Genomic DNA, 16,188 nt, shown 5'->3' with positions numbered 1-16,188 from the left:
AAATCTCGGGCGGCGCTATGCTTGTCGGCTGAAGACCAGGACGCCGCGCCAGCGGCGCGACTGCCTCACGATACGCCAGGCGCCGCGCGACGCGCGGCCTTTCCCCTTTCCAGGAGGAGTGCATCATGAACGAAGCAGTTCGGATGGAACGCGACACGTTCGGCGAGATCGCCGTGCCGGCCGACCGGCTCTGGGGCGCGCAAACGGAACGCTCGCTGCAGAATTTCCGGATCTCGACGGAGAAGCAGTCGCCCGAGCTGATCCACGCGCTCGCGATCGTCAAGCGCGCCGCGGCCGCCGTGAACCAGTCGCTCGGCGTGCTGGCCGACGACAAGGCGCGCGCGATCATCGACGCCTCCGACGAGATCATCGCGGGCAAGCACCCGCGCGAATTCCCGCTCGCGGTCTGGCAGACGGGCTCCGGCACGCAGACCAACATGAACCTCAACGAGGTGATCGCGAATCGCGCGAGCGAGCTGCTCGGCGGCGAGCGCGGCGAAGCACGCAAGGTCCACCCGAACGACGACGTGAACCGCGGCCAGTCGTCGAACGACGTGTTCCCGACCGCGATGCATGTCGCGGCCGCCTACGCGATCGTCAACCATCTGCTGCCCGCGCTGCGCACGCTGCGCGCGACGCTGGACGCGAAGTCGAAGGCCTTCGCCGACATCGTGAAGATCGGCCGCACGCATCTGCAGGACGCGACGCCGCTCACGCTCGGCCAGGAATTCTCCGGCTACGTCGCGCAGCTCGACCAGGGCGTCCGGCACGTCGAATCGGCGCTGCCGCACCTGTACGAGCTCGCGCTCGGCGGCACCGCAGTCGGCACCGGGCTGAACGCGCATCCGGAGTTCGCAGTGCGCGTGGCCGACGAGATCGGCCGGTTGACGAAGCTGCCGTTCGTGACCGCGCCGAGCAAGTTCGAGGTGATGGCCGCCGCCGACGCGCTGGTGTTCGCGCATGGCGCGCTGAAGACGGTCGCGGCCGGCCTGATGAAGATCGCCAACGACATCCGCTGGCTCGCGAGCGGGCCGCGCTGCGGGCTCGGCGAACTGTCGATTCCGGAAAACGAACCGGGCAGCTCGATCATGCCCGGCAAGGTGAACCCGACGCAGTCCGAAGCCGTGACGATGCTGTGCTGCCAGGTGTTCGGCAACGACGTCGCGGTCAACGTGGGCGGCGCCAGCGGCAATTTCGAGCTCAACGTGTTCCGGCCGATGATCGCGCACAACGTGCTGCAGTCGGTGCGGCTGCTCGCGGACGGCGCGCAGAGCTTCAACGACCACTGCGCGGTGGGCATCGAGCCGAACCGCGCGCGCATCGACATGCTGCTGAACGAATCGCTGATGCTCGTGACGGCGCTCAACCCCCACATCGGCTACGACAAGGCCGCGCAGATCGCGAAGAAGGCGCACAAGGAAGGCACGACGCTGAAGGCCGCCGCGCTCGCGCTCGGCTACCTGACCGAAGCGGAATTCGACGCGTGGGTGCGACCCGAGCAAATGATCGGCTCGCGGTAATCGCGCAGTTGACGCAATGACGGACGGGGCGGGCGAGCCGCTTACGCGGCGCCCGTTGCCGTCAGACGGTGCCCTTCGCCACTTCCTCGGGCTTCATCTCGACGATCTTGTCGAGCGCGGCGCGCACGTCGGCCGCATATTTTGCGAGCACCTTCTGCTCGTCGGTTTCGGGCACGAACGGCGGCACCGGCACCGGGTTGCCGTTCTCGTCGACCGCGACGAATACGACGAGGCAGTCGGTGGTCTGGCGCAGTACGCCGCCCTTCGGATCGCCGGCGTGCACGGACACATGAATGTGCATGCTGGTGCGCCCGGTCGCGACGACGCGTGCCTTCAATTCCACCAGGTTGCCGACGAGAATCGGACGCTGGAAGCGGATGTTGCCGACGCTGACCGTCACGCAATAGCGGCTTGACCAGACCGCCGCACACGCATACGCGACCTCGTCGATCCACTTCATCAGCGCGCCGCCGTGTACCTTGCCGCCGAAGTTCACGGACGACGGCTCGGCGAGGAAGCGGAATACGGTTTCGGTGCGGTCGAGGGCGGCCGGTACGGGGGACGGTTGGGACATCGTGATAGCTCCAGGCGGCGGGGGCGCTGCAATCGGCGCATTATACGTTGCACTGCGGCAAGCCGTCGCGGCGCCCGCCGCGCAGCGGCGACGGCACGCGCGCCGGTGCGCCAGGCCGGCATCGGCACCGGAAATCGGCGGCCGTCAGCGGCGCACCGTGATGCCCTGGTCGATCGTTCCGTACATCTCCAGGCTGCCGCCGCGCTCGCCGGTGCCCGCGCCGCCGTCCGCACAGGCTGCGCAAACGAACGCGGCCGCCAACACGCAGAAAATCGTCTTCATCGTTGCATCGTGTCACATGCGGCGGCCCACTGCCACCGCGTCCGGTCATTCTACGCGCGCGCCGCCGGCGACCGCGGGTCGCGCACCGCCCCGCCGCATCCGACATTTCAACCGAACACGAAACATCGAATGTGCGCGGGCGCCTACACTGCAGTCATTCCGCCTGACGAGACACGATGATGACCGATCAAGACGACCACCATTTTCCAGGCCTGAGCCGGATCGGCGCGCTGATCGCCGATCCCGGACGCGCCGCGATGCTGTGGGTGCTGATGGACGGCAGCGCACGGCCGGCCGGCGAACTGACGATGATCGCGGGGCTGTCGCCGTCCGCGGCGAGCGCGCACCTCGCGCGCCTGACCGAAGGCGGGCTGCTCGCGCTCGACGTGCGTGGCCGGCACCGCTACTACCGGCTCGCATCCGCCGATATCGCGGCGTCGCTCGAGGCACTCGCGAACGTGGCCCGCGCGGCCGCGCCGAACCGTCCGGTGCCGCCACCGTCACGCACGGTGCCGGCCGAACTGCGCTATGCGCGCACCTGCTATGACCACATGGCCGGCGAGCTCGCGGTCCGCATCTTCGACGGACTCACCGCGCGCGGCTGGCTGCAGGCCGACGGCGACGCGATCGAAGCCACGGAACTCGGCACGCACGCGCTCGCGCGCTGGGGCATCGACGTCGAGCAGCAGCGCACGCGCCGCCGCCGTTTCGCATGCGGCTGTCTCGACTGGAGCGAGCGCCGACCGCATCTCGGCGGCGCGCTGGGCGCGGCACTGCTCGACAGCTTCTGCGCGCGCGGCTGGATCGAGCGCACCGCGCGGCCGCGTGTGCTGCGCGTCACCGTGCCCGGACAGCAGATTTTCGACGACTGGCTTACGTCCGCTTGACGCGCGCATTGCGAGCGGGCGACAACGGCGCGCGTTGGACAGGTTTTGTTACATCGCGTGCCATTCGACTTACAAAACACCGAGCACTGAAACAGGCCGAGCGGATATTGTGAACTCAACGGCACGAATCGACGCGCCGCGATAACGACGAAGACGCTCATCATGGCCTCCCTGTTCACGCTCAAGCGAACCGCCCACTGCACGCTGCTCGCGTTCGCCACGCTGACGACCCTGCCCTGCGCATTCGCGCAAGTGACACAGGCGGCGGCGTACGCCGCCGCCCAACAGCCGGGCGGCGATCCGCCGGGCCGCGTGGCCCGGCTCAACTACATGTCGGGTGCCGTGACGACGGAGCCGGCCGGCACCGACACGTGGTCATACGCCGCCGTGAACCGGCCGCTGACGACCGGCGACCAGCTGTGGAACGATGCCGGCGCACGCTCGGAGCTGCACATCGGCTCGACCGCGGTGCGTCTCGGCGAATCGACGAGCATGTCGGTCCTGAATCTCGACGACAACACGACGCAGTTGAAGGTCGGGCTCGGCACCGTGTCGACACACGTGCGCGGTCTGCCGCCCGGCGGGACCTACGAAATCGACACGCCCAATCTTGCGCTCGGGATCACGGGCCCCGGCGACTATCGCGTGGATGTCGCGCCGAACGGCGCGACCACGACAGTCACCGTCCGCAGTGGCAGCGCCACCGTCTACGGCAGCAACGGGCAGTATCCGCTGTCGCCCGGGCAACAGGTCGTGTTCACCGGCACCGACCTGCAGGTCGCGCAGCAATCGGCCGCGCCGGCCCCCGATGCGCTCGACCAGTGGGCAGCGAGCCGCGATGCGGCCGAGCAGCGCTCGGTGTCGGCCCGCTACGTATCGCGCGACATTCCCGGCTACCAGGACCTCGATGCGAACGGTACGTGGCGCGAAACCCCGAATTACGGCGAGGTCTGGGTGCCGAACGACACGCCGGCCGACTGGGCGCCGTATCACGACGGCCACTGGATCTGGCAAGCGCCCTGGGGCTGGACATGGGTCGACGATGCCCCGTGGGGCTTCGCGCCCTATCACTACGGCCGCTGGGCCTATGTCGACGACAGCTGGGCGTGGGTGCCCGGCCCGATGGTCGTCAGCCAGCCGCCCGTCTACGCGCCCGCACTCGTCGCGTTCGTGGGCGGTGGCGGCGGTCCCGACTGGAGCGTCGCGCTGACGGTCGGCGGCGTCGCCGCGGCCGGCTGCGCGTGGTTCGCGCTCGGCCCGGGCGAGCCCTGGCATCCCGGCTGGGGCGGCTGGAGCCCGCATTACTACGACCGCGTGAACCGGAACATCGTGGTCAACAACGTGACGGTCAACAAGACCGTGAACGTGACGAACATCACCAACATCACGAACATCAACAAGACGTACGTGAACTTCCGCGCACCGCACGCGATCACGGCCGTGCCGGCGTCCGCGTTCGTGCACGGTCAGCCGGTCGCGCACTTCGCGCAGCACGTCGACCCGCAGCAATGGCGCAACGCGCACGTGATGCCGGGCACCCCCGGCATTGCCCCGGTGCGCCAGAGCTTTACCGGCGGCCTGCGCACGGCCAGCTACCGGCCGCCGGCAGCGATCGGACGGCACACGTTCGTTGCCACACGCAATCCGGCGATACCGGCCGCGTATCGCGACCAGGCGGCCGCGCATCTCGCCCGGCAAGGCGCGCGCGTGCCGGGCGCCGGTGCGCCCGTCGCGAGGACGAACGTGCCGGCCGACTATGCGGCTCGCCCCGTCCGCGTGCCGGGCAATCCGAAAGCCGGTACGTGGGCGATGCGCAACGTGCAGCTCGTGAATCCGCACGGTCCCGTCGTGCAACCGGCGCATGCGTCGCGCGACGGGCAGCCGGCCCCGGCACAGGCACTCGTCGCCAGGCCTGGCGCGCCGATGCCGATCGGGCCGAATGGCGCACGGCCGATGAACGGCGAGGCTCCCAACGCGCCGCGCTTTGCGAACGGCGCCACGCCGCAGGCGCCGGGCAATCCGGCTGCACATCAGGCGCCCGGCGTCGGAAATGGCGTCCCGCACCCGCCGATGGCCGTCAACGCGCCGACCGGGCGCGACAGCGCGCATGCAGTCGCCGCACCCGCGCCCGCGTGGATGCAGCCGCACACGCCGATGGAGCGTCAGCGCGCGACGCCGCCGACGGCGCTCCACGCAGCGGGACAGAATGCGCTGCCGCCCGTGCGGGGCGCGGCCCCCGTTCCGCATCCGGAAGCCACGCCCGGCGCGCCGCTCGGCGGGCGGCAGGAAACCCCGCGCGCGCTGCCGCAACCACGACTCGATACGACCGCGCAGATTGCGCAGCCGCGTCCGCGCCCCGATTTCGCTGCGCCGGCCCAGCATGCGCAGCCGCGCCCCGAGCGGGCCGCCCCGGCGCCGCAACCGCGCCCCGAATTCGCGCAACCGGCACCGCGACGCGAAGTCGCGCCGCCGCACGTGAATGAGTACCGCCCGCCCGCGCCGGCCGTGCATGAAATGCCGCGACCGCAGCCGCAAGCGCCGCGCATGGAACCGCGGCCGTCGATGCCCGCACCGCACGTGGAACCACGGCCGCAACCGGCTCCGCACGTCGAGGCGCCGCGCCCGAGCAATCCGCCGCCCGGCGGCCACGACGAGCGGCATCGCCAGTAACCGCGGCCGATGAAGCAAAAAGGACCGACCGGCACGTGCCGGTCGGTCCTTCTTCATTCTGCGTGACGCGGGTCGCGCAACCCGCGCCGTCATCGAACGCCGGGGCTCAGACCGCCATCGGCGCCGTCAGCGGCTCATGATGCCGGTAGCCGACGAGCGAGAAGTCGGACGGCTCGATCCGCTCGAGCCATTCGGGCGCATAAACGCCCGTCTTCGCATAGTCGGGCACGCGCTCGGCAATTTCGAGCCGCGGGCTGTCGTAAGGCTCGCGCGTGAGCTGCTGCTGCAGCATGTCCAGCTGGTTTTCGTAGATGTGCGCGTCACCGATGAAGTACGTGAACCAGCGCGGCGTATAACCCGTCAGCCGACCGACGAGCGACAGCAGTGCAGCGCCTTCCGTCAGATTGAACGGCGTGCCGAGCCCGACGTCGTTGCTGCGGATGTACAGGCACAGCGAAATCTCGCGCTTCGTGACGTTCGGCAGGAACTGATACAGCAGATGGCACGCGGGCAGCGCGATCTGGTCGAGCACGGCCGGATTCCACGCGTGAAACAGGATGCGGCGATCGGCCGGGTTCTCCATGATCGTGTCGAGGCACTGGCGCAACTGGTCGATCGCCTTGTAGAGCAACACTTTCGGCGCACCGTCCTCGTCGAAGCGCGTGACGATCCGGAAACCGCGGCGCGTCGCGTCGGCGATCTGCGCGTCGGCGCCCGCGTCGAGCACCTTGTAGCCGGGCCACTGACGCCATTGCACGCCGTACACGTCGCCCAGGTCGTCGACGCCCTGGCGGTACGGATTCGCGAGCCACTGCGCATTGTCGTTCGCGTTCGCATCCCACACCTTGCAGCCGAGCGCGCGGAAATCGGCCGCGCTTCGCGATGCCCGCAGGAAGCCGACCAGTTCGCCGATCGCGGACTTGAACGCGAGCTTCTTGGTCGTCACGGCCGGGAAACCTTGCTGCAGGTCGAACCGCAGCATCGCACCGGGCATGCTGATGGTGCGGATGCCCGTGCGGTTCTCCTGCCAGGTGCCGGTGTCGAGGATGGTGCGAACGAGGTCGAGATACTGTTTCATGCGGGTTCCTTCGGCCGCGAGGGCGGCCGTCACCCGCCAATTTTAGCAAGCGTGATGCCGAATCTCCGGCAACGGCGCCGAAAACCCTGCCAGCGGGTCGCCGCGATCGCGCATGCCATGCGCGCACATCAGCCGGTACAGCGTGACGCGCGACACGCCGAGTTCGCGCGCCGCATCGGCAAAACGGCCACGGTGGCGCAGCAGCGCCTGCTCGATCGCCTGCCGTTCGGCCGCTTCTCGCGCCTCGGTGAGCGACACGGGCGCCAGCGTCGCGAATTCGTTGAGTTCGAGATCGGCCGCGGTGATCATCCGGCCCTCCGACATCACGATCGCCCGGCGCACGCGATTGATCAGCTCGCGCACGTTGCCGGGCCACGAATAGCCGTACAGCGCGGCGATCGCGTCCGGCGAAAAGCCGCGCAAGCGGCGATGCGCGTCGCCCTTGAAGCGTTCGAGCATGTGGCGCGCCAGCAGCTCGATATCCTTGCCGCGCGCGCGCAGCGGCGGCTCCTCGATCTTCAGCACGCACAGCCGGTGGAACAGGTCCTCGCGAAACCGCCCGTCGCGCAGCGCCGCTTCCATGTCCACGTGCGTCGCGCAGATCACGCGCACGTCGACCGGCACCGATACATGCGCGCCGAGCCGCTCGATCTTGCCTTCCTGCAGGAATCGCAGCAGGCTCGCCTGGCTCTCGAGCGGCAGGTCGCCGATTTCGTCGAGAAACAGCGTGCCGCCATTCGCGGCCTCGACACGACCGATCTTGCGCTGGTTCGCGCCCGTAAAGGCGCCGCGCTCATAGCCGAACAGTTCGGCTTGCAGCAGTGTCGACGGAATCGCGCCGCAATTGATCGCGACGAACGGCGCCTGCGCGCGCGCCGAGCGCTCGTGGATCGCAACGGCCGTCAGTTCCTTGCCGGTACCCGATTCCCCGGAGATGAACACCGGTGCATCGGTCGTCGCGACGCGCCGGATCGTCCTGAACAACCCGAGCATCGCGTCGCAGGTGCCGACCATCTCGCCTTCGGTGCGCCCGGCGCCGACCGGCGACGCCACCGGGTCGGTCAGTGCGACCATGCCGTGCGCATGGCCGATGGTCTCGACGATGCGCGACGCCTCATACGGCATCGTCACGTAGTCGAAGCAATAGTCGCGAATGAGATGCCGCAGCGTGGCGTCCTGCAACTGCCCGCGCCGGGTCGCCGCGATCCAGCCGATGTGCTGGATGCTCAGACACGTCTCGAGTTCGCGCAAATCGGCGGGCCGAAAGCCCGGCGAGAAATCGAGCAGGCCGGCGGTTGCCACGCCGTGCTGCACGACACGCCGCACGTCGCGCGCGCTTTCCGCAAGATCGACGCGCCACCCGCATTCGTCGAAATGCCCGCGCAACGCATCGTTCGGCTCGCGCGAGAAATAGATCACATGCCGCTGCTCGGCTCCCATATGCCCACCCCGTTCATCAACCGTCTAACGATTGCCGCGCACGCCAAGTCGCGTGCAAAAGGATCGAACCGGGTCAGCCGAAGCGGCTCGATTCGCCATGCCGATGCGCGACAACAACCGGCCTCGCATGATGGCGCTTGTTTCGCGTCCAGTTATTTTTTGGTCACGACGGCTTAGTTATAGGCGCTGAATACGACAATCCAGTTGCAGCGCAGACGGGCGAGCGGCCGAATCGCTCAATGGTCGACGTTCATCAATCATCTGCACATAGCACATGCGCAGTGACGCGTGCCTGCATCGACACACGCACAAATTTTCATCCTTGAAGCGTATCGATTGAATCCGCAGTATTCCCGAGCCCCGTCGTTTCACGCCTGAAACATTTCCCGGCGTTTTCGATTGCGATTCGCGACGCTCTCCCGCGGATCGCAGACGAGACAACGCTCTTCGCCCGATGGCATGCATTTCGCTGAATGTGCAACGGATCGGAGAAGGCGGCCATGCGAACACTTTTTTCACGGTCTTGCGTGCAGATGACGACTGCGTTTGCGCTCGCGTGCGCGTTCATGCCGGCACGCGCGGATGAAAGCGTGCAGCCCGAACGCGCGATGCTGCTTGCCGGTAACGCGCCGCGCATGCAACCGAACAACCGCATCGGTATCGTGCCGGTCGCCGCACCTCGGCCGCGTTCGTCGGGCAAGACATCGGTGACGCTCTGGGACGAGCTCGCCCCGTCTGCTCCATTGCCGATACCGATTCCTGTTCCGCTTCCCGGCAATGCGCAGCATGCAATGGAGGGAAACGCCGGAAACCGCATGCATCAATAATCCGCACACGACGCAGATGCCGCCCGATCGTTGAGGATTCCAGATTGAGTGGAATGAGCGAGGTCGTTTGCTGCAGCGTCGATATCGCGACGCGAAGCTTTTTTGTGTCCGTCCCCCGGCGGGCACTCTTTTTATTCGGAAGGTAACGGCGCGAAGGCAGCACCTCGTCTTCGCAGGCGACGCGCTGCCGACCGGAGGCCGCCAACGCGCCGGCGCATCCGCAGCGGTGCGGCCGCGCGCCGCCATTCCGGTAGAATCGGCGCCATTCCCGCTCTCCTCTTTCCCGACCTTCATGACGACGTTGACCCTGATCGTCGCGCGCGCCCGCAACGGCATCATCGGCCGCGACAACCAGTTGCCCTGGAAACTTCCCGAGGACCTCGCGTTCTTCAAACGCACGACGATGGGCGCACCGATCGTGATGGGCCGCAAGACTCACGAGTCGATCGGCCGGCCGCTGCCGGGCCGGCGCAACATCGTCGTGACGCGCGACGCGGCGCGCCGCTTCGACGGCTGCGACACCGTCACGTCGCTCGCCGATGCGCTCGCGCTCGCCGCGCGCGACGGCGTCGCCGAAGCCTTCCTGATCGGCGGCGCACAGCTCTATGCGGAAGGCCTGCAACTCGCCGACAAGCTGATCGTCACCGAAATCGACGCGGACTTCGACGGCGATGCGTCGTTCCCGGCGCCCGATCCCGCGCACTGGCAGGAAGTGTCGCGCGAGCCGCATCAGGCCGCCGCGCCGAACACGTTCGGCTATGCGTTCGTCGTCTACGCGCGCAAACGCGACTGACACGCGGCACACGACAAAAAGCCCGGCCGGCGCACGCGCGCCGGTCGGGCTTTTACGTTTCCTGGCGGCCGACGCCGCGCCGCTTACTGCCCGGCGATCGTCATCTGCTCGATCAGCACCGAGCCGGTTTCCTTCGTACCGCGCACGATCGAATCCGCGCCGATCGCGACGATGTGCCGGAACATCTCCTGCAACATGCTCGCGACCGTGATTTCCTCGACCGGATACTGGATCACGCCGTTCTCGACCCAGAAGCCGGCCGCGCCGCGCGAATAGTCGCCGGTCACGTAGTTCACGCCCTGCCCCATCAGCTCGGTCAGCAGCAGGCCCGTGCCCAGCTTCTTCAGCATCGCGTCGAAATCGTCGCCCGGCTGCGTGTTCGAGCTGCGCAGCGCGAGGTTGTGCGAGCCGCCCGCGTTGCCGGTCGTCTGCGTGCCGAGCTTGCGCGCCGAATAGGTCGACAGGAAGTAGCCTTCGACGACACCGTCGTTGACGACGCTGCGCGCACGTGTGCGCACGCCTTCCTCGTCGAACGGCGCGCTGCCCATCGCACGCGGCACGTGCGGATCCTCGACGACCTGCACGTGCGGCGCGAACACCGGCTTGCCGAGACTGTCGACGAGGAACGACGTCTTGCGGTACAGCGCGCCGCCGCTGACGGCCTGCACGAATGCGCCGAGCAGGCCGGCCGCGAGCGGCGCCTCGAACAGCACGGGCACCTTGCGCGTGTCGAGACGGCGCGCGCCCATGCGCGCCAGCGCGCGCTCGGCCGCATAGCGCCCGACGGCTTCCGGCGCCGCGAGATCGACCGCGCTGCGCTTCGACGAATACCAGTCGTCGCGCTGCATGTGGCGGCCGGTGCCCGCGATCGGCGCACACGCGATGTAGTGGCGCGAGTACGGGTAGCCGGCGAGGAAGCCGCGCGACGTCGCGAGCACGAACTGCGAATGCTGCGCCGACACGCTCGCGCCTTCCGAGTTGCGGATCTGCGGGCTGACCGCGAACGCGGCGTCCTCCGCGCGGCGGGCGAGCTCGACGGCGTCGTCGGCGGTGAGCGCCCACGGGTGGTAGAGATCGAGGTCGCGCGGGTCGGTTTCGAGCAGCTCGGCCTCGGCAAGGCCGGCCGCGTCGTCCTCGGCCGTGAAGCGCGCGATGTTGTACGCGGCGGCGACGGTATCCTTGATCGCGGCCGGCGAGAAGTCCGACGTGCTCGCGTTGCCGCGCTTCTTGCCGATGAACACCGTCACGCCGACCATCTTGTCGCGGTTGTGTTCGATCGTCTCCACCTCGCCGCGACGCACCGACACCGACAGGCCGTCGCCTTCGGAGATTTCGGTCGCGGCGTCCGTCGCGCCGAGTGCCTTCGCATGGCGAAGGATGTCGGAGGCAATTTCCTTGAGCTGGTCCTGCGTGTGCGGGAAATAGCGCGCTTGTACGTCGAGATTGGCTGCCATCGTCGTGATATCCGGTGGCGGGCGTGCCGCCCGCATGTTCAAAATGTTGCGTATCCCGCGATCATAGCAAGGTCCGGGGCCACATACCGACAAGCTTGGGGTGTCCGCGCCGCGATACAATGCCGCCCATGACACGCAAAACCCGAATCCAGCCGATCGAGCATGCCGACGACGACACCGGCAATGGCTACGATCGCCCCAGCAAATCCCAGTTGAAACGCGAGATGCACGCGCTGCAGGAGCTCGGCCAGGCCCTGGTCGACCTGCCGAAGGACGCGCTCAAACGCATGCCGATGCCCGAGGATCTGGCCGACGCCGTGCGCGAGGCGCGCCGTATCACCGATCACGAAGGCAAGCGCCGCCAGCTCCAGTACGTCGGCCGCGTGATGCGCTCGCTGACCGACGAAGAAACCGCCGCCCTGCGCACCGCGCTGGATGCCCAGCGAGGCGTGAACAAGGCCGCGACGGCCCGCCTGCACTGGATCGAGCACACGCGCGAACAGCTGCTCGCCAGCGACGACGCGCTGACCGAGTTCCTGCGCCAGCATCCCGAAGCCGACATCCAGGAAGGCCGCACGCTGATCCGCAACGCGCGCAAGGAAGCGCAGCAAGGCAAGCCGCCGCGCTATTTCCGCGAGCTGTTCCAGTGGATCAAGACCGCGAGCGGCACGGACGAGACCGACGCAGACGAAGCGCCGGACGAAGCCGGAGACGACCATGACGACGAAGCGTAACCACCCGGACGAGCTCGTGGTCGGCCTCGTTTCGATCAGCGACCGCGCCAGCACGGGCGTCTACGAGGACAAGGGCATTCCGGCGCTGCAGGAATGGCTCGCCGGCGCATTGCGCTCGCCGTGGCGCGCCGAAACCCGGCTGATCCAGGACGACGCGCCGACGATCTCCGCCACGCTGACGGAACTCGTCGACGTCGCGGGCTGTGACCTCGTGCTGACGACCGGCGGCACCGGCCCGGCCCGGCGCGACGTGACGCCGGAAGCGACGCTGGCCGTTGCGACGAAGGAAATGCCGGGATTCGGCGAACAGATGCGGCAGATCAGCCTGAATTTCGTGCCGACCGCGATCCTGTCGCGGCAGGTCGCGGTGATCCGCGAGACGGCCGACCATGCGGCGCTGATCATCAACCTGCCCGGCCAGCCGAAGTCGATCCGGGAAACGCTCGAAGGGCTGCGCGACGCCGACGGCAAGTCGACCGTGCCGGGCATCTTCGCAGCGGTGCCCTACTGCATCGACCTGATCGGCGGCCCGTACATCGAGACCGATGCCGCGGTGGTCGCGGCGTTCCGGCCGAAGAGCGCACAACGCGCGCCGCGCTGAGCGCGTGCCGGCCCGCTCAGACGGCCGGCGCGGACTCGCCCGCCGGCGCCGATGCCGCCGGAATCAGGAAATGCTGGCGGTAGTACTTCAGCTCGTCGATCGACTCGTGGATGTCCGCGAGCGCCGTGTGCATCGCGCGCTTCTGGAAGCCCTTGTAGATCGCGGGCTGCCAGCGGCGGCACAGCTCCTTGAGCGTGCTGACGTCCAGGTTGCGGTAGTGGAAGAACCGCTCGAATTCGGGCATCCAGCGCGCCATGAAACGGCGGTCCTGGCAGATCGAATTGCCGCACATCGGCGACTTGCCGGGCGATACGTACTGCGCGAGGAACGCCTGCAGCTGCGCGGCGGCGTCGGCCTCGGTCACGGTCGACGCGCGCACGCGGTCGATGAGGCCCGAGCGGCCGTGCGTCGACTTGTTCCAGTCGTCCATCTTCGCGAGCGTCTCGTCGCTCTGGTGGATCGCGAACACGGGACCTTCCACCGCGATGTCGAGCGTGGAATTGGTCACGACGACCGCGATCTCGATGATGCGGTCGTTATCCGGGTCGAGGCCCGTCATCTCCATGTCGAGCCAGACGAGGTTCAACTCGTTGCGCACGAGCGCGGGCTGGCTGGCGGAAGCGGCGGTATCGGTCATGAGTCATCCTGGAAAATGGCGGGCGGCGCGCGGCGCCGCCCGGGCGGCGGGCATTGCATGAGCGGGCCCGGTCCGCAAGAACATATAATTCTCGCATAGAACCCTTTGGCGCCTTCGATGTCACCCTTTTCGTTCACCCTGCTGTTCGCGATCGCCGTGCTCGCGATGGTCGTCACCAAGCTGTGGCTCGCGTCGCGGCAGATCCGCTTCGTCGCCGCCCACCGCAACGGCGTGCCCGCGCAGTTCAGCGCCACCATTCCGCTGACCGCCCATCAACGCGCGGCCGACTACACGGTCGAGCGCACCCGGCTGGCGATGTTCGAGATCGTCGTCAGCGCGGCCGTGCTGGTCGGCCTCACGCTGCTCGGCGGCGTCGGCGCGCTGGACACGCTGCTGACGGGCTGGCTCGGCCGCGGCTACGCGCAGCAGGTCGCGCTCGTCGCCGCCGTGCTCGCGATCACGGGCGTGATCGACGTGCCGTTCGAGTATTACCGCCAGTTCGGGATCGAACAGCGGTTCGGCTTCAACCGGATGACCAAGCGCCTGTTCTTCACCGACATGCTGAAGAACACGCTGCTCGGCGCCGTGCTCGGCCTGCCGCTGCTGTTCGTCGTGCTGTGGCTGATGAATCAGGCCGGCAGCCTCTGGTGGCTGTGGACCTGGATCGTCTGGGTCGCATTCCAGATGCTCGTGCTGCTGATCTACCCGACCTTCATCGCGCCGATCTTCAACAAGTTCGAGCCGCTGAAGGACGAAGCGCTGCGCACGCGCATCGAGTCGCTGATGAAACGGTGCGGCTTCGCGGCGAAGGGCCTGTTCGTGATGGACGGCAGCCGCCGTTCCGCGCACGGCAACGCGTACTTCACGGGCTTCGGTGCGTCGAAGCGGATCGTATTCTTCGACACGCTCCTCGCACGGCTGTCCGGCCAGGAAATCGAGGCCGTGCTCGCGCACGAACTCGGTCATTTCAAGCGCCGCCACGTGATGAAGCGGATGCTCGTGTCGTTCGTGCTGAGCCTCGTGCTGCTCGCGCTGCTCGGCTGGCTCGCGCAGCGCACGTGGTTCTACACGGGTCTCGGCGTCACGCCGTCGCTCGACACGAGCAACGCGGGCGCCGCGCTCGTGCTGTTCTTCCTCGCAATCCCCGTGTTCCTGTTCTTCGCCACGCCGGTCAGCAGCCTCACGTCGCGCAAGCATGAATTCGAAGCCGATGCGTTCGCGGCCAGCCAGACCGATGCGCAGGACCTCGTCAGCGCACTCGTGAAGCTGTACGAGGACAACGCGTCGACGCTCACGCCGGACCCGGTCTACACGGCCTTCTACTACTCGCATCCGCCCGCGTCGCAGCGGATCGACCGCCTGATGCAGCACGCATGAGCCGGCCGACCTCCCGCAAGCCGGCCCCGCGCGCATCCGGCGCGCCGCGAGTCGAAGGCCGCGTGATCGCGGCGCACGGCCGGCACTACATCGTCGCGCCCGACGACGGCGGCCCGATGCTGCAGTGCTTCCCGCGCGGCAAGAAAAGCGAGATCGCGGTCGGCGACCGCGTCGTGTACGAACAGGCGTCGGCCGACCAGGGCGTGATCGTCGAGATCGGCGAGCGGCGCAACCTGCTGTACCGTTCCGACCAGTTCAAGTCGAAGCTGTTCGCGGCGAACCTCGACCAGTTGCTGATCGTGCTCGCGACCGAACCCTATTTCAGCGAGGACCTGCTCGGCCGCGCGCTGATCGCGGCAGAAGCGAACGAACTGAAGCCGCTCGTCGTGCTGAACAAGATCGACGTCGAGGCCGCGCTGCCGGTCGCCCGCGAGCGGCTCGCGCCCTACCGCGCGCTCGGCTACGACGTGCTCGAGCTGTCGGTGAAGGGCGCGCCCGACGATGCGCGCGCGCAACTGATGCCGCATCTGGCCGGGCATTCGACGATCCTGCTCGGCCAGTCGGGGATGGGCAAGTCGACGCTCGTGAACCTGCTCGTACCCGATGCCGAAGCCGCGACCCGTGAAATCTCGGCCGCGCTCAACAGCGGCCGCCACACGACGACGTTCACGCGCCTTTACCCGCTCGAAGGCGGCGGCGCGCTGATCGATTCGCCGGGCTTCCAGGAATTCGGCCTCTACCACCTGACGGAAGGCCGCCTCGAGCGCGCGTTCCCGGAATTCCGCCCGCTGCTCGCGGACTGCCGTTTCTATAATTGCCATCATCTGCACGAGCCGGGCTGCGCGATTCTCGAAGCCGTCGCGGACGGCCGCATCGCGCCGTCCCGCCATGCGCTTTACGCGCAGCTCGTGCACGAGGCAAGCCAGGTCGTTCGCTGAGTTCCGGCGGACGGCATGCGCCGGGCCGAAGCCGCCCTTCACCGACAGGAGCCGCGATGCGTTTCAAGGCCCCCGACCTGGCCACCGCGCAGCACTGGGCGAACGTGCTGCAGGTGGCCGGCATCGGCTGCGAACTGCACAACTGCTACGCGACCGGCGCGCTCGGCGGCCTGCCGGCCGACGCATGCGCGCCCGAGCTGTGGCTCGATGACGAGCGCGACGATGCGCTCGCGCGGCGGCTGATCGACGCTGCATCACACGGCCCGTCGGCCGGTGCGGCCCCGTGGCGGTGTCGCCGGTGCGGCGAGGCGCTCGAGGCGCAGTTCACGGCTTGCTGGCAATGCGGCACCGTGCGCGATCCGCTCGACGACTGAAC

General features: G+C 68.2%; 16 protein-coding genes. 10 read left to right on the top strand and 6 right to left on the bottom strand.

Going from position 1 to position 16,188, the window contains the following annotated elements:
* Positions 1–125: 125 nt before the first annotated feature.
* A complete protein-coding gene (fumC, locus tag WS51_RS15710) occupies positions 126–1,520 on the top strand; it encodes a class II fumarate hydratase (RefSeq protein WP_069229423.1) in 1,395 nt (464 codons plus the stop codon).
* Between the two features lie 61 nt (positions 1,521–1,581).
* Here fumC and WS51_RS15705 read toward each other — a convergent pair whose 3' ends face one another.
* Together WS51_RS15705 and WS51_RS32540 are read right to left on the bottom strand one after the other, a co-directional pair.
* Complete coding sequence (locus WS51_RS15705) at positions 1,582–2,094, bottom strand: acyl-CoA thioesterase (protein WP_014897688.1); 513 nt, start codon at positions 2,092–2,094, stop codon at positions 1,582–1,584.
* A gap of 144 nt (positions 2,095–2,238) precedes the next feature.
* Positions 2,239–2,376, bottom strand: a complete 138-nt coding sequence (locus WS51_RS32540) for a hypothetical protein (RefSeq protein ID WP_167357982.1) — start codon at positions 2,374–2,376, stop codon at positions 2,239–2,241.
* A 179-nt stretch (positions 2,377–2,555) separates the two neighbouring features.
* On the opposite strand from WS51_RS32540, the gene WS51_RS15700 reads away from it, so the two are divergent.
* Both WS51_RS15700 and WS51_RS15695 read left to right on the top strand, forming a co-directional pair.
* Entirely contained in the window at positions 2,556–3,263 is a 708-nt protein-coding gene (locus WS51_RS15700; RefSeq protein WP_059447982.1) for an ArsR/SmtB family transcription factor, read from the top strand.
* 162 nt (positions 3,264–3,425) lie between these two features.
* A complete protein-coding gene (locus tag WS51_RS15695) occupies positions 3,426–5,933 on the top strand; it encodes a DUF6600 domain-containing protein (protein ID WP_069229422.1) in 2,508 nt (835 codons plus the stop codon).
* Between the two features lie 106 nt (positions 5,934–6,039).
* On the opposite strand, the gene WS51_RS15690 is transcribed toward WS51_RS15695, so the two are convergent.
* Together WS51_RS15690 and WS51_RS15685 are read right to left on the bottom strand one after the other, a co-directional pair.
* Positions 6,040–7,011: a thymidylate synthase gene (locus WS51_RS15690; protein WP_059502945.1), complete on the bottom strand. Its 972-nt coding sequence runs from the start codon at positions 7,009–7,011 to the stop codon at positions 6,040–6,042.
* Between the two features lie 42 nt (positions 7,012–7,053).
* Positions 7,054–8,451, bottom strand: coding sequence for a sigma-54 dependent transcriptional regulator (locus tag WS51_RS15685; RefSeq protein ID WP_059447933.1), 1,398 nt, complete (start codon positions 8,449–8,451; stop codon positions 7,054–7,056).
* A gap of 590 nt (positions 8,452–9,041) precedes the next feature.
* Here WS51_RS15685 and WS51_RS15680 point away from each other — a divergent pair.
* Together WS51_RS15680 and WS51_RS15675 are read left to right on the top strand one after the other, a co-directional pair.
* On the top strand, positions 9,042–9,278 hold the full coding sequence (locus tag WS51_RS15680; protein WP_236872388.1) for a hypothetical protein: 237 nt from the start codon (positions 9,042–9,044) through the stop codon (positions 9,276–9,278).
* Between the two features lie 292 nt (positions 9,279–9,570).
* The gene (locus WS51_RS15675; RefSeq protein WP_059502917.1) at positions 9,571–10,071 is read left to right on the top strand and encodes a dihydrofolate reductase; all 501 of its coding nucleotides are present in this window, start codon (positions 9,571–9,573) and stop codon (positions 10,069–10,071) included.
* Positions 10,072–10,154: 83 nt separating this feature from the next.
* On the opposite strand, the gene pmbA is transcribed toward WS51_RS15675, so the two are convergent.
* Positions 10,155–11,525 carry a metalloprotease PmbA gene (gene pmbA / locus WS51_RS15670; RefSeq protein WP_069229421.1) on the bottom strand — a complete coding sequence of 457 codons (1,371 nt, stop codon included), beginning with the start codon at positions 11,523–11,525 and terminating at the stop codon, positions 10,155–10,157.
* Positions 11,526–11,653: 128 nt separating this feature from the next.
* Here pmbA and yjgA point away from each other — a divergent pair, with 128 nt between their 5' ends.
* Complete coding sequence (gene yjgA / locus WS51_RS15665) at positions 11,654–12,259, top strand: ribosome biogenesis factor YjgA (RefSeq protein ID WP_272481911.1); 606 nt, start codon at positions 11,654–11,656, stop codon at positions 12,257–12,259.
* Positions 12,243–12,860, top strand: coding sequence for a molybdopterin adenylyltransferase (gene mog / locus WS51_RS15660; protein WP_081053329.1), 618 nt, complete (start codon positions 12,243–12,245; stop codon positions 12,858–12,860). Before yjgA ends, mog begins: the two co-directional genes overlap by 17 nt.
* Positions 12,861–12,876: 16 nt before the next feature.
* Here mog and orn read toward each other — a convergent pair whose 3' ends face one another.
* Positions 12,877–13,497 (bottom strand): oligoribonuclease, encoded by a 621-nt coding sequence (gene orn / locus WS51_RS15655; protein WP_059447929.1) that lies wholly within the window; start codon positions 13,495–13,497, stop codon positions 12,877–12,879.
* A gap of 117 nt (positions 13,498–13,614) precedes the next feature.
* Here orn and WS51_RS15650 point away from each other — a divergent pair, with 117 nt between their 5' ends.
* The 3 genes from WS51_RS15650 to WS51_RS15640 are packed head-to-tail and all read left to right on the top strand — an operon-like array spanning position 13,615 to position 16,186.
* On the top strand, positions 13,615–14,874 hold the full coding sequence (locus WS51_RS15650; RefSeq protein ID WP_059771591.1) for a M48 family metallopeptidase: 1,260 nt from the start codon (positions 13,615–13,617) through the stop codon (positions 14,872–14,874).
* Positions 14,871–15,812 carry a ribosome small subunit-dependent GTPase A gene (rsgA, locus tag WS51_RS15645; RefSeq protein WP_059447927.1) on the top strand — a complete coding sequence of 314 codons (942 nt, stop codon included), beginning with the start codon at positions 14,871–14,873 and terminating at the stop codon, positions 15,810–15,812. The genes WS51_RS15650 and rsgA overlap by 4 nt, the downstream gene beginning before the upstream one ends.
* Positions 15,813–15,868: 56 nt before the next feature.
* Entirely contained in the window at positions 15,869–16,186 is a 318-nt protein-coding gene (locus WS51_RS15640) for a putative signal transducing protein (RefSeq protein ID WP_059447926.1), read from the top strand.
* The last annotated feature ends 2 nt before the right edge of the window (positions 16,187–16,188 follow it).

It is taken from the genome of Burkholderia territorii (assembly GCF_001718335.1).
GTDB classification, from domain to species: Bacteria; Pseudomonadota; Gammaproteobacteria; order Burkholderiales; family Burkholderiaceae; genus Burkholderia; species Burkholderia territorii.
Note: the sequence above shows the minus strand (reverse complement) of the source record. Positions and strands in the feature narration are given on the sequence as shown.

What these genes read in the sequence shown, in the direction of transcription:
- fumC (WP_069229423.1), top strand. Translation starts at nt 126, where the DNA reads ATGAACGAAGCAGTTCGGATGGAACGCGACACGTTCGGCGAGATCGCC.
- WS51_RS15705 (WP_014897688.1), bottom strand. Translation starts at nt 2,094, where the DNA reads ATGTCCCAACCGTCCCCCGTACCGGCCGCCCTCGACCGCACCGAAACC.
- WS51_RS32540 (WP_167357982.1), bottom strand. Translation starts at nt 2,376, where the DNA reads ATGAAGACGATTTTCTGCGTGTTGGCGGCCGCGTTCGTTTGCGCAGCC.
- WS51_RS15700 (WP_059447982.1), top strand. Translation starts at nt 2,556, where the DNA reads ATGACCGATCAAGACGACCACCATTTTCCAGGCCTGAGCCGGATCGGC.
- WS51_RS15695 (WP_069229422.1), top strand. Translation starts at nt 3,426, where the DNA reads ATGGCCTCCCTGTTCACGCTCAAGCGAACCGCCCACTGCACGCTGCTC.
- WS51_RS15690 (WP_059502945.1), bottom strand. Translation starts at nt 7,011, where the DNA reads ATGAAACAGTATCTCGACCTCGTTCGCACCATCCTCGACACCGGCACC.
- WS51_RS15685 (WP_059447933.1), bottom strand. Translation starts at nt 8,451, where the DNA reads ATGGGAGCCGAGCAGCGGCATGTGATCTATTTCTCGCGCGAGCCGAAC.
- WS51_RS15675 (WP_059502917.1), top strand. Translation starts at nt 9,571, where the DNA reads ATGACGACGTTGACCCTGATCGTCGCGCGCGCCCGCAACGGCATCATC.
- pmbA (WP_069229421.1), bottom strand. Translation starts at nt 11,525, where the DNA reads ATGGCAGCCAATCTCGACGTACAAGCGCGCTATTTCCCGCACACGCAG.
- yjgA (WP_272481911.1), top strand. Translation starts at nt 11,654, where the DNA reads ATGACACGCAAAACCCGAATCCAGCCGATCGAGCATGCCGACGACGAC.
- mog (WP_081053329.1), top strand. Translation starts at nt 12,243, where the DNA reads ATGACGACGAAGCGTAACCACCCGGACGAGCTCGTGGTCGGCCTCGTT.
- orn (WP_059447929.1), bottom strand. Translation starts at nt 13,497, where the DNA reads ATGACCGATACCGCCGCTTCCGCCAGCCAGCCCGCGCTCGTGCGCAAC.
- WS51_RS15650 (WP_059771591.1), top strand. Translation starts at nt 13,615, where the DNA reads ATGTCACCCTTTTCGTTCACCCTGCTGTTCGCGATCGCCGTGCTCGCG.
- rsgA (WP_059447927.1), top strand. Translation starts at nt 14,871, where the DNA reads ATGAGCCGGCCGACCTCCCGCAAGCCGGCCCCGCGCGCATCCGGCGCG.
- WS51_RS15640 (WP_059447926.1), top strand. Translation starts at nt 15,869, where the DNA reads ATGCGTTTCAAGGCCCCCGACCTGGCCACCGCGCAGCACTGGGCGAAC.